The organism is Acinetobacter sp. YH12137, assembly GCF_013418535.1.
Classification (GTDB): Bacteria; Pseudomonadota; Gammaproteobacteria; order Pseudomonadales; family Moraxellaceae; genus Acinetobacter.
Genome location: NZ_VPBW01000003.1, coordinates 1 through 16,108, shown reverse-complemented (window position 1 = coordinate 16,108; position 16,108 = coordinate 1). Strand labels below are relative to the sequence as shown.

General features: G+C 44.9%; 16 protein-coding genes and 1 riboswitch. Of the genes, 10 read left to right on the top strand and 6 right to left on the bottom strand.

Annotation, left to right across the window (positions count from 1 at the left end; genetic code table 11):
• Window positions 1-28: 28 nt before the first annotated feature.
• Entirely contained in the window at window positions 29-1,378 is a 1,350-nt protein-coding gene (locus FTU72_RS02255) for a TolC family outer membrane protein (protein ID WP_034705354.1), read from the bottom strand.
• A gap of 302 nt (window positions 1,379-1,680) precedes the next feature.
• Between FTU72_RS02255 and FTU72_RS02250 the strand changes: the two genes are divergently transcribed.
• The 7 genes from FTU72_RS02250 to FTU72_RS02220 all read left to right on the top strand — a co-directional run bounded on the left by FTU72_RS02250 (window position 1,681) and on the right by FTU72_RS02220 (window position 8,407).
• Entirely contained in the window at window positions 1,681-2,697 is a 1,017-nt protein-coding gene (locus FTU72_RS02250; protein WP_180048011.1) for a hypothetical protein, read from the top strand.
• Window positions 2,698-2,793: 96 nt separating this feature from the next.
• Window positions 2,794-2,922, top strand: a riboswitch (TPP riboswitch).
• A gap of 88 nt (window positions 2,923-3,010) precedes the next feature.
• Window positions 3,011-4,906, top strand: a complete 1,896-nt coding sequence (gene thiC, locus FTU72_RS02245) for a phosphomethylpyrimidine synthase ThiC (RefSeq protein ID WP_179992201.1) — start codon at window positions 3,011-3,013, stop codon at window positions 4,904-4,906.
• A 79-nt stretch (window positions 4,907-4,985) separates the two neighbouring features.
• Window positions 4,986-5,621, top strand: coding sequence for an NUDIX domain-containing protein (locus FTU72_RS02240; RefSeq protein WP_180016624.1), 636 nt, complete (start codon window positions 4,986-4,988; stop codon window positions 5,619-5,621).
• Window positions 5,618-6,430 carry a metallophosphoesterase gene (locus tag FTU72_RS02235; protein WP_180052428.1) on the top strand — a complete coding sequence of 271 codons (813 nt, stop codon included), beginning with the start codon at window positions 5,618-5,620 and terminating at the stop codon, window positions 6,428-6,430. Before FTU72_RS02240 ends, FTU72_RS02235 begins: the two co-directional genes overlap by 4 nt.
• A gap of 209 nt (window positions 6,431-6,639) precedes the next feature.
• Complete coding sequence (dksA, locus tag FTU72_RS02230; RefSeq protein ID WP_004787252.1) at window positions 6,640-7,167, top strand: RNA polymerase-binding protein DksA; 528 nt, start codon at window positions 6,640-6,642, stop codon at window positions 7,165-7,167.
• Window positions 7,168-7,169: 2 nt separating this feature from the next.
• Window positions 7,170-8,090 carry a tRNA glutamyl-Q(34) synthetase GluQRS gene (gene gluQRS / locus FTU72_RS02225; protein WP_180052429.1) on the top strand — a complete coding sequence of 307 codons (921 nt, stop codon included), beginning with the start codon at window positions 7,170-7,172 and terminating at the stop codon, window positions 8,088-8,090.
• 56 nt (window positions 8,091-8,146) lie between these two features.
• Window positions 8,147-8,407, top strand: a complete 261-nt coding sequence (locus FTU72_RS02220) for a zinc ribbon domain-containing protein (RefSeq protein WP_034705366.1) — start codon at window positions 8,147-8,149, stop codon at window positions 8,405-8,407.
• Here the strand turns inward: FTU72_RS02220 and ftsW are convergent.
• The 5 genes from ftsW to FTU72_RS02195 form a co-directional block, all read right to left on the bottom strand.
• A complete protein-coding gene (gene ftsW, locus FTU72_RS02215) occupies window positions 8,396-9,592 on the bottom strand; it encodes a putative lipid II flippase FtsW (protein ID WP_004787257.1) in 1,197 nt (398 codons plus the stop codon). The two genes, FTU72_RS02220 and ftsW, sit on opposite strands and share 12 nt — an antisense overlap.
• Window positions 9,593-9,612: 20 nt before the next feature.
• On the bottom strand, window positions 9,613-10,959 hold the full coding sequence (murD, locus tag FTU72_RS02210; RefSeq protein WP_180016627.1) for a UDP-N-acetylmuramoyl-L-alanine--D-glutamate ligase: 1,347 nt from the start codon (window positions 10,957-10,959) through the stop codon (window positions 9,613-9,615).
• A 378-nt stretch (window positions 10,960-11,337) separates the two neighbouring features.
• Window positions 11,338-11,589, bottom strand: coding sequence for a DUF6587 family protein (locus FTU72_RS02205; RefSeq protein ID WP_034703404.1), 252 nt, complete (start codon window positions 11,587-11,589; stop codon window positions 11,338-11,340).
• 57 nt (window positions 11,590-11,646) lie between these two features.
• Window positions 11,647-13,503 (bottom strand): ferrous iron transporter B, encoded by a 1,857-nt coding sequence (locus FTU72_RS02200; protein WP_004787264.1) that lies wholly within the window; start codon window positions 13,501-13,503, stop codon window positions 11,647-11,649.
• Complete coding sequence (locus FTU72_RS02195) at window positions 13,500-13,760, bottom strand: FeoA family protein (protein ID WP_004787267.1); 261 nt, start codon at window positions 13,758-13,760, stop codon at window positions 13,500-13,502. Before FTU72_RS02195 ends, FTU72_RS02200 begins: the two co-directional genes overlap by 4 nt.
• 176 nt (window positions 13,761-13,936) lie before the next feature.
• On the opposite strand from FTU72_RS02195, the gene xerD reads away from it, so the two are divergent.
• From xerD to FTU72_RS02180, 3 genes are all read left to right on the top strand, one after another.
• Window positions 13,937-14,854, top strand: a complete 918-nt coding sequence (gene xerD / locus FTU72_RS02190) for a site-specific tyrosine recombinase XerD (RefSeq protein WP_159124366.1) — start codon at window positions 13,937-13,939, stop codon at window positions 14,852-14,854.
• Between the two features lie 100 nt (window positions 14,855-14,954).
• Window positions 14,955-15,767, top strand: coding sequence for a DsbC family protein (locus FTU72_RS02185; protein ID WP_180052430.1), 813 nt, complete (start codon window positions 14,955-14,957; stop codon window positions 15,765-15,767).
• Window positions 15,768-15,858: 91 nt separating this feature from the next.
• The coding region (locus tag FTU72_RS02180) for a transposase (protein WP_148100813.1) at window positions 15,859-16,108 on the top strand (250 nt) is incomplete at its 3' end.

Here is a 16,108-nt window from a genome sequence, read left to right as displayed (position 1 = left end):
AAGTTTGATGACAACTTGTTAGCCTTTTTTAAGAGCGGTCATATTCAATGAGCCAGGCATTCATCTCTGCCAGTTCCTTTTCTGTCAATTGTCCTACCGAAGCCTGTAATTGTAGTACATGCAGCAAATAATCATATTTGGCATTCAGATAATCGGTCTTGGCAGAGAAAGCATTGCGCTGGGCCAGTAATACATCCACCATGGTTTTTAAACCTTCCTGATATTGAGCTCTGGAAGCTTGAGAAACGATATCTGAAGACTGCATCGCTGCTTTACGTGCATTCAGCTTGGCCTCATCCGTTTCTACCTGCAGATAAGACTGTTTGACATCGGTGTTGGCTTTGCGAATGGCAGCATCCAGTTGGGCTTCACTTCGCTGCACATTTACGCCGGCCTGACGAATACTTTTTTGGGTTCGGCCCCCGGTAAACAGGTTCCAGTTAACTTCGACACCAATCTGGTCAAAATCCCCATTGGTTGATAACACTGTTTCAGGGGTCTGCTTCAAATAGCCATAGGTTCCAACGGCTTCAACCTGAGGATAGAGAGCAGCCTGCTCCACCCGTTTGGCATCTTCAGAATAGCGTTTCTGCAAACGTGCCTGTAGAATTTCCAGATTCTGGTTTTGTGCCAGTTCGGTCCAGGAACCGATATTACTCGGAACAGGTTTCTGAAACTGGAAATCCTCACGCAGAACCGCCAGATTTTCCTGATAGGGTCCAATCAACTGAGCCAATTGTTCCTGTGCCAGCACCAGTTGTACCTGTGTAGAAATCCGGTTAGCTTGTGCACTTTGGTATTGGGCATTGGCTTCACTGACATCACTTCTCGCCACGAGCCCTTCTCGAAGTTTGGCATTCATCATCCTTAACTGTTCTGATAAAGCCTGCTCTTCCTGTAAATAAGCTGTGGTTAAAGACTGCTGACGTAAAACATTAAAATAGGCTTCTGCCACTTGTAAAATATGCTGCTGCTTTTGCAGACGCAGATTAACTTCGCTGAGTTCTACCGAGGTTTTGACCTGCTTATAACCCTGCCAGGCATCCCAGCGGAATAAAGGCTGACGTGCAGTGACTGCAATCTGACGCGTGGTCGTACTCGAACCTTGTAGTTCCCCAAATTCGGCAGGCAAACCTTCTATCGATGAATTATCAGCAGACTGGTTTTTACGGGTTACATTTCCAGATAAAGTCACAGTCGGCAATAAATTTCCGCTGGCAATGCCCAGATTGAGCTGGTCCGACTGGTATTGCAACAGATTCGCCTGCCAGTTCGGATCATTCTGCTGGGCACGCTGATAAGCTTCAAGCAGATCCAGTGCAAACAGTGTCGGACTGACACCCAATAAACAGGCACTGACGATGAGTTTTAATTTCATTTTATAGTTTTCACCCCTACAGCCATTTAAATCATCAGATTAAGGCGCTTTAAACCCAGCAATACTAAAGATTTCTTTTGATTTTTTACGTATGACTTTTATTAATTTTCTCTTATAGATCCACGATTTTATTCAATATTCCTCCTATTTTCCCCATCCCGCATCCTAGCTTAACAAAGCCATTCACAATACTACACATAGAACTTGAATTAGATCTATACAATATAGCTCCCAGTAAGGCAGTTATTTCTGATTTCATCTATATAGAGTCCTGAAGCATAGTGTTAACGCGAATTCATTCGATGTTCAAAGTTTGTTTTGTTTTCAGCAGCTTGCTGTTCGTAGGCGGATGCCAGCAATCCTCAGAACCGCAAGTTGAAATGGAACAGGCCGAGGTTAAAACCGTTCAATCTCCCGCGAACGATTTCACCCTCATGTGTGAAAATATTGAAAAAAACATGTCCCAGATTAATGAACAGCGCACCACTTTTGCGCTGGAACAGATTAATCAGGACCTTAAAGTGTGTCTGCCGCTCATGGAACTGGCCGAGCAGAAACACCTGATGCAGCGTTCTACCGAAATGTATCAACGCTTCCTGCATGTGGAACGTACCGAATTTCAGCAGCGTGCTTTCGAGCAATATGCCTTAGATATGGCTCAGCATCCTACTATTCAGCAAAGCCACTTTGAACAGTTGACCACACGCGACCAGTATTTATTGAAGCATAAAGGTCAGGCCTATGTAGAACTGCTGGATCAGGGCAATGGCACGCTACAATATCGTCGTAGTCCGGAATATCTGGTACGTATCTTTGCGCCGTATTTACCAGCTGCCGAAAAGGTATTTATTGAAAATCTGGCTGAGCAGAATATGGAACCGGTCTTGGTCGAAAAACGCTTACAGCTTGAAGCTGCCAATATTGCCGCTCGCGCTCTATTCTGGGAAGATTATCTGCAAACCTATCCAAAAAGCAGTTATCAGCGTGATGCCGAATATCTGCTGAAACAATATACTTATTTCCTGTTCAGAGGCAGCGAGCAATCGCCAATCTCTGAGGATTATCGTGACCGTTATTCAGTAGAAACCAGCCATCTGGAAACTATTATTGGTCTAGCGCGTGGTCAGAAATCCAAGTTATCGACACAGGCGCAATTATTTTTAGAGTTTCTGGACATGAATCCTGAACAGCGTCAGCGTGCCTTAGCTGCGGAATATCGTGACCGTTCCAGCACTGAACAGATTTTATATTATGCTCAAGTCACCCCACCCTCACAGAACTATGGTAAAGACTGCTTTAAGGATGCGATCTGTCTTTAAAACAATCTTTTCTTAAAAATCGATGAGATAGCCGAAAATCAGCAACCCCTCCCAATTTAAAGCTACTTTTTAAATACCAACTAAGCTAAGATTTAACTTCGCTTGACGGAGCGCGAGTAATAACTCGCTGAGATCACTTAAATCAGCCTTATCGGCCATTTGATAGTGAGTACCGTTGAACCTGATCAGGTTAATACCTGCGTAGGAATCAAGCCATCTAAAAACGACTACCCTTATTTTATCTACTCAGATAATTCTGTCCACGTTTTTGGTCGTGCTTGATTCGTTGATGTCATTCATAAGGATCATTGCAATGAGCCAGTTAACGAATCTTTCTTCTGAAACACCCCTTACTCCACACGAACAGGAAGCGCGTGATCTGACCCGCATTCTGCCTGCTTCCCGTAAAGTCTATCTACAAGGCTCACGTCCTGATATTCAGGTGCCGATGCGGGAAATTTCTCTCAGCGAAACCCCGACTGGTCTGGGCGGTGAATATAATGCACCGTTGATGGTCTATGACACTTCAGGGGTTTATACCGATCCAAACGTTGAAATTGATCTGAATAAAGGCCTGCCAAATCTGCGTGAAGGCTGGATTGAACAGCGTAATGACACAGAGATGCTAGATGATTTAAGTTCTGAGTTTGGTCGCCAACGTCTGCGCGATATCCGTACTGCCAATATCCGCTTTGCCCATATCCAGAAACCACGCCGGGCTAAACTTGGCCAGAATGTGACCCAGATGCACTATGCCAAACAGGGCATTATTACGCCGGAAATGGAATATATTGCGATTCGGGAAAACCTGCGTCAGCTGGAAGGTACCGATATGCGCCAGCATCCGGGACAGAATTTTGGTGCCAAAAATTTACAGGAAATCACCCCTGAATTTGTCCGTCAGGAAGTCGCTGCAGGCCGTGCCATTATTCCTGCCAATATCAATCACCCTGAACTGGAACCAATGATCATCGGGCGCAATTTCCTGGTGAAAATCAATGCCAATATCGGGAACTCCGCACTAGGTTCAAGTATTGAAGAAGAAGTGTCAAAAATGACCTGGGCCACCCGCTGGGGTGCCGACACCATTATGGATCTGTCGACTGGTCAAAATATCCATGAAACTCGTGAATGGATTATTCGCAACTCACCAGTGCCAATTGGTACCGTACCAATTTATCAGGCACTAGAAAAAGTTAACGGTGTAGCCGAAGACCTGACTTGGGAAATTTTTAAAGATACTTTAATTGAACAGGCTGAACAGGGCGTGGATTACTTCACGATTCATGCCGGTGTGTTATTGCGTTATGTACCGCTGACCGCGAATCGTCTGACTGGTATTGTGTCACGTGGTGGTTCGATCATGGCACAGTGGTGTCTGGCCCATCATCAGGAAAACTTCCTCTATACCCATTTCGATGAAATCTGCGAAATCATGAAAGCCTATGATGTGTCTTTCAGCCTCGGGGATGGCTTACGTCCGGGCTGTATTCAGGATGCCAATGACGAAGCACAATTTGCTGAACTGCGCACTTTGGGTGAACTAACGCATCGTGCCTGGGAACATGATGTTCAGGTGATGATCGAAGGTCCGGGGCATGTACCGATGCATATGATCAAGGAAAATATGGATCTGCAGCTGGAAGTCTGTAAGGAAGCACCTTTCTATACACTTGGGCCATTAACCACAGATATCGCACCGGGTTATGACCACATTACTTCGGCGATTGGTGCCGCGATGATTGGCTGGTACGGTACGGCAATGCTTTGCTACGTGACACCGAAAGAACATTTAGGCTTGCCGAACAAGAAAGATGTCAAAGATGGCATCATTACCTACAAGATTGCTGCACATGCTGCTGATCTGGCCAAAGGCCATCCGGGAGCACAAGCGCGTGACAATGCCCTGTCCAAAGCCCGCTTTGAATTCCGTTGGGAAGATCAGTTTAACTTGAGTCTAGATCCGGACACAGCACGCAGCATGCATGATGAAACCATGCCCAAAGCGGCACATAAATCGGCTCACTTCTGCTCAATGTGCGGACCAAAGTTCTGTTCAATGAAAATCACCCAGAATGTGCGGGATTATGCCAGCCAGTTATCTGCTGATGAAACCCCGGCTGTAACGCAGGCAGAGATTGAAGCCGGCCTCAACCAGATGAAAAACGATTTCCACAGCTCTGGTCAAAAATTGTACCACAAGGTGTAAAACCGTAAAAAAAACAGTTGTTTTCATAAAAATCTCAGATAGGATGAAAAAAATAAGTTATTTCATCCTTTTCTGAGTTATGAATATTATTAAACAAGCCTCTTATAATAAAAAAGATTTTAGGATAGAGGCCCGTGAGTTTTTATATCGGGGATTTATTCAGGTGGAAAAAGTCACGTTACGTCATCGTGTCTTCCATCAGGAATCTTATACACCTGCATTGCAGCGTGAGCTCATCCATCGTCCTGAAGCCGCTGGGGTACTGCTGTATAACGATCAACAGCAAAAATTCGGCTTGATTGAACAGTTCCGTATTGGCGGGCTGGATGATCAGGATACGCCATGGCAACTAGAAGTCATTGCCGGTGTACTGGATGGCGATGAAACGCCTGAGACCTGTATTCGCCGCGAAGCTTTCGAAGAGTCAGGCTGCACTGTTGATTCCTTACAGCATCTTTTCAGTTTCTACCCTTCTGCCGGTGCCTGCTCGGAACTGTTTCATCTTTATGTCGCCCAGACTGAACTGCCTGAAGAAGGCGGTGTTTTTGGTATGCCGGATGAAGGGGAAAATATCCAGCTGCACATTCTGGATTATGCCGATATTCCGACCCTGCTGAATAATGGTCGCTTGAGAAATGCACCTGTGATTATGGCCTTACAATGGCTACAACAGCATCAACAGGCTGTCCCATCAGGTTTAAGGGGGCAGACATGACATCGGAACAATTCAGTCCTGCATCGCCGCAAGAATGGACCATTATCCAGATTTCTGATACCCACTTGATGGATCAGCCCAATCTGGAATTCGCGAATATGAATCCCGAGCAGAGCTTCCATGAAGTCATGCAGCATATTCAGTATAATTTTCCAGGAATGGATGCACTCGTACATACGGGTGATCTGGCACAGGTGCCGATCGCAGAAACCTATACGCGTTATTTAAAATATATCCAGTCCTGTCAAGTGCCCTATTACCAGATTCCGGGCAATCATGATGACATCAAGGTCTTTCCTTTTTATCAGGATCGAGATCAGGCTCATGCGATTCATTTTGGCAACTGGACCCTGATTTTACTAAATAGTGCAGTCCAGGATCGGATAGATGGTTGGGTAGAGCAGGCTCAACTGGAACAGCTAGACCAATTATTGCTTGAATATCGTAATCAGCATGTGGTTGTGGCTTGCCATCATCATCCTTTTGCGATGAAGTCGCACTGGATTGACCAGCACCGGCTAAAGAATGCCGAAGATCTAAAAGATGTACTGGCCCGGCACCAGAATGTGAAGCTGGTTCTGTTTGGTCATGTGCATCAGGATTCCTGCAATGAATGGCACGGTATCCAGTTTTTATCGACGCCATCGACCAGCGTACAGTTCAAACCCAAGAGTGATGAATTCGCGCTAGACCAGGCGGCACCTGGCTATCGTGTATTACATTTGAAACAAAATGGGGAGTTCGATACACATATCGAACGTGTGACCTTAAGCCAGCAAAATATTAATACCGAAATTTCAGGTTATTAACTTTGCATTTTATTTTTTTTGAATTACTTTATTGCAACCAAAGGAAATGTGATATCTATAATCCAGACATCAAAGACTATCAAAAAGCATAAAAAGTCTATATGATGACGACCCCCGTAGGAGGATAATCTTTCTACAGGGTGGATAAAAATTGCATATCACCATATTTTTTGCGTATTAACATACGCATATGATGAGGAATGCCCTAAATGGCGAATGACAACCAAAATCAAGTCTTAGACGAACAAACTGATGTTGTAGAGGAAAAACCTACAAAACGTGTGCGCAAATCTAAGCCGAAAACGACTGAGGGTGGTTCTACTGCTAGCTTATTTGGTATTGAACCTTATCAACCTAAAAAAAATGAAGAATACATGTCTGAAGGGCAGCTTGAACACTTCCGCCAAATCTTGATGGCATGGAAAGCTGAACTGATGTCAGAAGTTGATCGTACTTTAAATACGATGCAAGACGAAAACACTGCACTCCCTGATGTAAACGACCGTGCGACTCAGGAAGAAGAATTTGCCATCGAACTTCGTACTCGTGACCGTGAACGTAAACTGATCCGCAAAATCGAGCAATCTATCGAAGCGATTAAAAACGATGACTACGGTTTCTGTGAAACTTGTGGTATCGAAATTGGTCTGCGCCGTCTAGAAGCACGTCCAACTGCAACTTTATGTATCGACTGCAAAACTTTGGCAGAGATCAAAGAGAAGCAAAATAACGGTTAAGCATGTCTTTAAGTAATCCCTCCCTGACCCTCCCTTTATCAAAGGAAGGGAAAGCTGAAGAGAATTACGTGGGCCGGTTCGCGCCATCGCCAACCGGCCCTTTGCATTTTGGTTCCCTCATTACCGCAGTCGCTAGTTACTGCGATGCCAAAGCCCATCAGGGGCGCTGGCTAGTCCGCATTGAAGATACCGACATCCCGCGAATTTATCCCGGCAGCGAAGAACATATTTTGCGTGCCTTGGATGCTTTTGAATTCGAGCCAGATGGTGAAATCATTTATCAGAAAGATCGTCTGGATATTTACGAAAATGTGATCCAGCAACTGCGCCAGCAGGGTCTGGTCTATGCCTGTCAATGTACCCGTAAAATGCTGGGTTCCAATCATATTTATCAGGACACCTGTCGTGACTTAGGTTTGCCTTTTGAACATCAGGCAATTCGGGTCAAGGTTGAAGATGTTGAAATCTGTTTTGAAGACCGTCTGCAAGGCCGACACTGCTCACAACTGAAAAAGGACTTGGGCGATTTTGTCTTAAAACGCCGTGATGGCATCATGAATTATCAGTTGGCAGTTGTGGTCGATGACTATCTGCAAGGCATGACCCATGTAGTCCGTGGTGCAGACCTTTTGGACAACACGGAACGTCAGATTTATCTGGGTCAATTGTTGGGTTATCCGCGTTTAAGCTATATGCATTTACCACTGGCAATGAATGATCAGGGCCAGAAACTGTCCAAGCAAAATCTGGCGCAAGCACTGGATCTTGATCAAGTTCCCCTGCTCTTGCAACAGGCACTTCAAGCCCTCTGTCAGGCGCCCGTAGAACTGGATCGCCCTGCTCGTATGCTCGAACAAGCCGTCGCACAATGGGATATCTCCCGAATCCCGCATACAACTGAGCTACAAGGTCACTATTTATAAAAACGGGTTTTCACTTAAGCTAAAAGCAATAACACAGGCGAGTGAGGGTCATAAAAATGTTTTTTATTTTTGGTGTAGGACCGAAAACCAAGGTCATTGAGAAAAGTCAGTTTCTTTGTCCAGTCTGCCGAACCCGTTCTGGGTATGAACTCAAACAGCAGCGTAATTATTTTTCTTTATTTTTTATTCCGCTAGTTCCACTTTCTAAGGCAAAAAGTACTTTTGTGCGTTGCCTGAACTGTGGAACTGTCATGCCGAGCACAGTGCTTAACCATGCTCAGCCCGATCCACAGCGTCCGTCTAATCTAGAAGCTTGATTCTTCCCGACTTGGATTAACTTGTTGAGTAGTTGAGTCAATTTTCAGAATCAAACTGATCATCACTGCACAGACAATGAGTGATGAACCACCATAACTAATAAATGGCAGGGTCAAACCTTTGGTTGGCAATAGACCCATATTCATCCCGGCGTTTACCAGAATCTGTAACAGGAAAATGATACTGATCCCATAAGCCAGATAACCTGCGCGCAAGTATTGATGCTGCAAGGCACGATGTCCAATCCGGATACAGCAGACCATCACGGTAAAGGACAGAATCAGAATGGTAGAAATACCCAAGAAACCAAATTCTTCCCCTAAGATCGCCAACATAAAGTCAGTATGCGCTTCCGGCAGATATGACATTTTCTGGATACTATGGCCTAGCCCTACTCCGGTCCATTCACCACGACCAAACGCCATCAAGGCATTAGAAAGCTGATAACCGGTACCGAGCGGATCTTCCCAAGGATTCGAGAAAGACAATAAACGTTGTAAACGATAAGGTTCCAGAGCAATCGCAGCAGCAAATGCACCCAATAAAGTAATAAAAGCGACACCGAACTGAATCCAGGGTGCACCAGCCAGGAAGAATACACCGAGCATGGTCAGGGTGATTACCACTGTTGCCCCTAAGTCAGGCTCAAGAATAATCAGGCCAACGGTTGCACCCATGATGGCACTTAATCGTACCAAGCCTTTGATATTATTACGAACCTCTTCAGCACGACGGACTACATAGTCAGCGGTAAAAATCGCCATCATGACCTTAGCGACTTCGGAAGCCTGCAAGGTAAAACCGGCTACCCGAATCCAGCGCTTGGAGCCGTTTACTTCAGTCCCGACAAAGAGTACGGCGACCAGCAAAACAATGGTAATAATCCATAAAAAGAAAGTGTTATTGAACCAGACTTTTAATGGAACTTTATAGGCTAAAAAGGCTGCACCCGCCGCAACCAGAATCGAGATCGCATGTCGGGTCACATAATGGAAAGCATTCTCATGCATCCGTTCCGCATAAGGCATCGAAGCCGATGCCACCATGATCGAACCGATGCACAGCAAAGCCAGCACACAAAAAATCAGCACATTACGCGGATTAACTTCAGCGGGTAACTTAGGTACCCACTGCTGATAAAATTGATTAATTTTATTGATCGCAGTCTGAGCAAACTCAGCCATATCACGAATCCTTGTTATTCTTAATTGAGTTCATTCACATAGGCCACAAACTTGCGACCACGTTCCGGATAACCGGAGAACATGTCAAAACTTGCACATGCAGGAGACAATAACACGACATCATGTGCCTGAGTGCGCTTCTGACAAATTTCTACTGCTTCCTGCAGGCTTTCTGCATGCACCAGCTCAGTTGTACCCGCAATGGCTTTTTCAATAATTGGACGGTCCACACCAATTAATACAGCTATTTTTGCATACTTAGATAATGAGTCACGTAAAGCAGTAAAGTCCTGACCTTTACCCTGACCGCCAAGAATAATGGCAACTTTACCACCTTGAGCTTCGATTGCCATGCCCAAGCCATCAAGTGCTGCCAGTGTTGCACCAATATTGGTTCCTTTGGAGTCATTATAATAACGTACCCCATTGACTTCTTTAACAAATTCGCAGCGATGTTCCAAACCTTTGAAGGTTTTTAACGTATCCAGCATAACGTCCATTGGCAGGCCAATTGCTTCACCTAGAGCCAGACAAGCCAAGGCATTCGCCACATTATGGGTACCTTGAATGTACATGTCAGAACTTTTGAGCAGACGTTCACGACCACGTGCCAGCCAGATCGTGCCATCCTTATCTTTGAGAATACCGTACTGGTTGATGTCCGGTGCATTCAAACCAAAGCTCTGCATCGGTGTTGCATCTGGAACCAGTGGACGGGTCAGTGAATCATCACGGTTAAACACCACTTTTTTCACGCCTTGGAAAATACGGTGTTTGGCGGTGTGATAACCCATCATGTCGCCATGACGATCCAGATGGTCTTCACTCATATTCAGAACAACAGCCACTTCAGCCTGCAAGTTTGATGTGGTTTCTAACTGGAAGCTCGACAACTCCAAAATATACAGTTCAGGATCATCTTTGGTCAGATCCAGTGCTGGACGACCAAGATTCCCCCCAACCGCCACTTTTTTACCCGCATTCGCTGCCATCAGACCGATTAAAGTAGTTACGGTACTTTTGGCATTGGAACCGGTAATCGCCACAATCGGCTTATCAGTCGCACGACGTAAAATCTGGATTTCACTTACCACAGGAATACCTTGATCTAGTGCTGCCTGGATTTCAGGCAGTTTTGGATCGAGTCCCGGGCTGATGATAATTTCTTCGGCAGAGAGCAACAGATTCTGGTCAAACTTGCCAAAACTAGTCTGTACTTCCGCAGGAATCTGGTCATGTCCTGGTGGGGTAGCTCTTGAGTCCGTTACTGCAACGCGGTAGCCCTGGTCATGTAAGAAGTTGACCGCTGCAACACCTGAAATCCCGAGTCCTGCAACGACTTTTAATCCACCACGTTGTATTAACATTTTCGCCCCATTTTCTGGTCTATTTTAAAACTGACGAAATGGTAGCACTTTGCTGTTTTGAATGCTTTTTCTGTTTTGACTTTCTCTGGCATTTTTTGTGTCAGGGCGTAAAAAAATATCGTTAAATCTTCATCTTTAATCGGTTTAATAATTAATAAATTTTTATTGGAGCCATCATGGGAATAAAAGTTAAGACTATGCTATCCATAACTTGAAAGGAAAATCAGATAACGCTTCCATTCATCATATAGAAAAATAGTGGATTCTTTTCACCTAGATAAATTAATAAGTTTTTAAAAAATAAAAAATTAGGGAGCTTATTTCTAAGCTCCCTACTCATTTGCATGCTCAGTTTTTATTCTTAAACAGAATGAAAGTTTACTTCCATTTCACTGCCTGAGCTTTAGGTTTTGTACTTGAGCTTTGTTCCGATGCCGGACAGGCACAGTTACCACCACAGCCACTGGCCATAGCCGGTTTTAACCATTTCGCCAGCGTATGCCAGCCTTTGGCTGCACAGGTATCAGACAGCTTCTGGAAGACTGAGCGTGAGGTATTCGGAAATACCTTTTTAAATACCACGAGCGCACTCCAGACAACCAGTACCGCTACAATCAGAATTTCAATCATCTCAATCTCCCATTCACATGATCAGTCAGATCGAGCCAAGGTTTCCCTTCAGCCAGTTTAACCCAAATAATGTGATGCAATTTGATAAGTCAGGAATGACATGAAATATGCCAAACCAAACAGGTAGAAGGTCATAAAGCTGACCGTTTTCCATGAACCGGTTTCACGCTTCACAGTGGCTAAGGTCGCCAGACAATGTGGTGCATAAATAAACCATACCAGTAGAGACAAGCCGGTCGCGATCGACCAGCCCAAATCACCGCCGCCACTAATCAGTGCCGCCAGACCCTCAGACATGGCATCTTCATCGACTGCAGACAAGGCATAAACCGTACCTAGTGCTGCCACGACAACTTCACGCGCTGCCATCGCCGGAATCAGTGCAATACAGATCTGCCAGTTAAAGCCCAATGGTGCAAAAATAGGTTGCATCACATGGCCCAGCATCCCGGCAAAGGAATAATCGATATCCGGTAAAGTTGCACCTTCTGGTGGCTGCGGGAACGTACACAGGAACCATAGCAGAATAGATAATGCAAAGATGATGCCGCCGACACGCTTCAAGAAAATTTTGCCGCGATCCAGTAGGCCAATCCAGACGTTTTTCACATCCGGGAAACGGTAACTTGGCAGCTCCATCAACAGCATATGCTGTGACTTGTCCTTATGGAAAAATTTCAGGATAAAGGAAACAATCAGTGCACTTAGAATACCGGCCATATACAGACCAAATAACACCAAACCTTGCAGATTCATGAAGCCCCACACGGTTTGCTCAGGAATGAAGGCTGCAATCAGCAAAGCATATACTGGCAGACGTGCCGAACAGGTCATCAGTGGCGCCACAAAAATCGTGGTCAGACGGTCACGTGGGTCACTAATCGTTCTTGAAGCCATAATTCCCGGTACGGCACAGGCAAAGCTGGACAATAATGGAATAAAGGCTCGGCCCGAAAGACCCGCTTTAAACATCAATTTATCCAGCAGGAAGGCGGCACGTGGTAAATAGCCGGACTCTTCTAGTACCAGAATAAAGAAGAACAGAATCAGAATCTGCGGCAGGAAGACCACGACCCCACCCGCACCGGCAATAATCCCGTCAACTACCAAGCTGTTTAATAAAGGATGAGCGATCAGTCCACCCATATACTCGCCCAGCCAGCCGAAGAAAGTTTCAATTCCGTCCATAAATGGCGCAGCCCAGGCAAAGACCGCCTGAAACACCACAAACATCATGATGGCTAGGCTAAGCAGGCCCAATACTGGATGCAGGAATATCTTGTCCAGGAAATCAGTACGTTTATCTTCCTGATCGGCATAATTCACCACATCTTTCAGAATGCTGGCAATCTGATGATGGTGATCGCCACTCAAACCGCTGAGTTCAGTTTGCGGGGCAGAAAATTTGTTTTTATCCAGTGCATTTTTCAGGTTTTCAATGCCTGAAGTACGCACGGCAACGGTCTCAACCACTGGCACACCCAGACGTTCAGACAGTTTCTGGGTATTAATCTGCATCCCGCGACGGCGCGCTTCATCCATCATGTTTAGCACCACCAGCATTGGACGACCCAGCTGAATCATTTCCAGTACCAGTCCCAGATGCAGTTTTAGGTTGGTTGCATCTACAACGCACAGGAAAGTATCCTGCTGGCCTTCTTCTGCAATTTTACCCTGAACCACATTACGGGTAATTTCTTCGTCCGGGCTGGTCGCATCCAGACTATAAGTTCCTGGCAGATCCAGTACGCGTACCGGTTTGCCTGAAGGAAGCGTAAAATTCCCGACTTTACGTTCAACCGTAACCCCGGCATAGTTGCCGACTTTTTGACGAGATCCGGTTAAATGGTTAAATAAAGAAGTTTTACCGCAGTTTGGGTTACCGACAAGGGCAATACGTAAGGTATCACTCATGCCGCGGCTCCCTGTTCAATTTCAATCTTGGCCGCTTCCGATTTTCGTAAAGCAAAACGCGTAAACCCTACCTGAATAAGAATCGGATCCCCACCAAAAATACCTTTGGTAATGACTTGTACCTGAGTCCCTGGTACAAAACCTAAAGTTTCCAAGCGACTGGCCACAACATCGTGGGAAGCGCCTTTACCATCAGTAGTTCGATTAACTTTTCGAATGATGGCAGTTTGTTTTGCTTTCAAATCAGACAAACGCACCGTGAAAATTCCTAAGACTTTTGTACAGTATACAAACAAATGAGAATAATTAACAAATAAGTATTAATTACATTTCTTCTTGGCTGTATAGCACATCGACATGTCAGTAAAATTAAACTAGAGTGGAGAATAGCAATCAGGCTTCTCGCTTTTAAAAATTATCTTCATTAAACATCATGCTGAATAAAAAACCTCGCATTCCTAGTCCAGTTCAGATTCCTGAAGCTTTCAGTTACTTACAGGGTTTTCGTGATTATCTGATTGCCCAGACAGTGAGCCCTCATACCCGAAATGCCTATTTGTCTGATCTGATCCAGTGTGCTGAATGTCTGGTTAAACCTTTACCAGAATGGAACCATGATGATATTTCCGATGTGCTGATTGAACTAACCAAACAGCAAAAAAGTCCACGTTCAATTGCACGATGTTTGTCCGCCTTACGTTCTTTTTATAAATTCCTGCGGGAACAAAAACTGCGGAGTGACAATCCGGTCGCTGCCCATAAAACACCAAAACTGGGCCGTGCCCTGCCCAAAGACCTGTCTGAAGCTGATGTCGAAGCGCTGATTCATGCACCTGATATTAATACTGCCCTTGGTTTACGTGATCGTGCCATGTTTGAAGTGCTTTATGCGTGCGGTTTACGGGTGACGGAACTGATTAATCTGCGTCTGGATCTGATTAATTTAAAACAGGGCTATTTGCGTATTGTCGGTAAAGGCAATAAAGAACGTCTAGTGCCGATGGGACAGATGGCCTGTGAATGGGTAGAAAAATATTTACAGGAAGCACGTCCGCAACTTTATAAGACAGCGACTGATTATCTGTTTCTCACCCAGCATGGTGGGATCATGAGCCGGCAGAATTTCTGGTATGCCATTAAACGCTACGCACTACAAGCCGGAATTCAGGCTGAACTGTCTCCACATACTTTGCGCCATGCCTTCGCCACGCATTTACTTAATCATGGCGCTGACTTACGGGTAGTACAAATGTTGCTAGGTCATAGTGATTTATCCACCACACAGATCTATACCCATGTGGCACAAGTTAGAATGCAGCAACTGCATGCAACCCATCATCCACGGGCTTAAAAGCTGATTTGAATAGAATAAACTGAGAAGTTTGACGTAGCTCTATCTTTTTTTGCTATGCTAATGCTCTGTTTTTAGTCCAAGAAAAAAAAGGGTTATTATGACATTTGCCCGCACCAAAATTTTTATCGCTTGTCTGCTTGCTACCGGTCAGGGACTGAGCGCATGTTCCAATTCCAATAATTCAGATAAAAAGCAAGATACGCTTACAGCAAGTGCACCGGCGACGGGTGAAGCCTCTAACCTTAGCGAACGTAATGCACAGCAACGCCTGATTTCAACGCTCGAAGGTCATTTCAAAAAAGCGGGAATTAACGCAAAAATCACGGGTATTAAAACCACTGAAGTACCCAACATGTCATGGGTCAGCCTGGAAGGTATGGCACCCGTCTATGTGACAAATGATGGCAAATATCTGATTCAGGGCGATGTCATTCGCCTTGGAGATAAAGAGCTGCACAATGTCAGTGAAACTTTGCAATCTGACGTCAACAAGAAAATCTTTGCAAACCTTAAAGCGGAAGACCTGCTGATTTATCCAGCCAAAGGCAAAACCAAGCATGTGATCTATGTCTTTACCGATGTCAGCTGTCCGTATTGTCACAAATTCCATGAACAGATGGATGAAATGAACAGCAAAGGCATCGAAGTACGCTATATTGCCTGGCCACGTGGCGAGCAGCATATGCCTGCCATGGAAGCCATCTGGTGTAATTCCGATCGTCGTGCAGCCTTCGATCAAGCCATTGCCGGTGGATCTATCACACCAACGACTTGTAAAAATCCTGTGAAAGATCAATATCAAATGGGTCTTAATATTGGTGTTAATGGTACCCCGGGTGTATACAGTTCTGAAGGACTTTATCTCGGTGGCTATATGAGTACCTCAGAATTATTGGATCGACTTAAATAACTCATTTTAATTAGGGTGTGTTGACACTTTTAGCTTAAAAAAATAGCGAAGTAGTAAAATCAAATCGCCAAACCCAATTTTACTATTCGCTATGCCTCGTACCATGCTGACAGATCAACACTGGCAAAAGTTGAAAGTTATTCTGCGTAATTTATCCATTCACCACAACTCAAATTTACGCAATTTTATTGAAGCTATTCTCTATAGAATTAGGACAGGTTGTCCGTGGCGAGATATTCCTTCTTGTTTTGGTCATTCAAACTCTATTTTCAAACGTTTTAATCGTTGGTCAAGCAGCGGTAAGTTACTTAGATTATTCAAATTACTAGCCTCATGCCCCG

What these genes read in the sequence shown, in the direction of transcription:
- FTU72_RS02235 (WP_180052428.1), top strand. Translation starts at nt 5,618, where the DNA reads ATGACATCGGAACAATTCAGTCCTGCATCGCCGCAAGAATGGACCATT.
- FTU72_RS02205 (WP_034703404.1), bottom strand. Translation starts at nt 11,589, where the DNA reads ATGATTGAAATTCTGATTGTAGCGGTACTGGTTGTCTGGAGTGCGCTC.
- FTU72_RS02200 (WP_004787264.1), bottom strand. Translation starts at nt 13,503, where the DNA reads ATGAGTGATACCTTACGTATTGCCCTTGTCGGTAACCCAAACTGCGGT.
- FTU72_RS02250 (WP_180048011.1), top strand. Translation starts at nt 1,681, where the DNA reads ATGTTCAAAGTTTGTTTTGTTTTCAGCAGCTTGCTGTTCGTAGGCGGA.
- FTU72_RS02185 (WP_180052430.1), top strand. Translation starts at nt 14,955, where the DNA reads ATGACATTTGCCCGCACCAAAATTTTTATCGCTTGTCTGCTTGCTACC.
- FTU72_RS02240 (WP_180016624.1), top strand. Translation starts at nt 4,986, where the DNA reads ATGAATATTATTAAACAAGCCTCTTATAATAAAAAAGATTTTAGGATA.
- FTU72_RS02220 (WP_034705366.1), top strand. Translation starts at nt 8,147, where the DNA reads ATGTTTTTTATTTTTGGTGTAGGACCGAAAACCAAGGTCATTGAGAAA.
- FTU72_RS02255 (WP_034705354.1), bottom strand. Translation starts at nt 1,378, where the DNA reads ATGAAATTAAAACTCATCGTCAGTGCCTGTTTATTGGGTGTCAGTCCG.
- xerD (WP_159124366.1), top strand. Translation starts at nt 13,937, where the DNA reads ATGCTGAATAAAAAACCTCGCATTCCTAGTCCAGTTCAGATTCCTGAA.
- thiC (WP_179992201.1), top strand. Translation starts at nt 3,011, where the DNA reads ATGAGCCAGTTAACGAATCTTTCTTCTGAAACACCCCTTACTCCACAC.
- dksA (WP_004787252.1), top strand. Translation starts at nt 6,640, where the DNA reads ATGGCGAATGACAACCAAAATCAAGTCTTAGACGAACAAACTGATGTT.
- murD (WP_180016627.1), bottom strand. Translation starts at nt 10,959, where the DNA reads ATGTTAATACAACGTGGTGGATTAAAAGTCGTTGCAGGACTCGGGATT.
- ftsW (WP_004787257.1), bottom strand. Translation starts at nt 9,592, where the DNA reads ATGGCTGAGTTTGCTCAGACTGCGATCAATAAAATTAATCAATTTTAT.
- gluQRS (WP_180052429.1), top strand. Translation starts at nt 7,170, where the DNA reads ATGTCTTTAAGTAATCCCTCCCTGACCCTCCCTTTATCAAAGGAAGGG.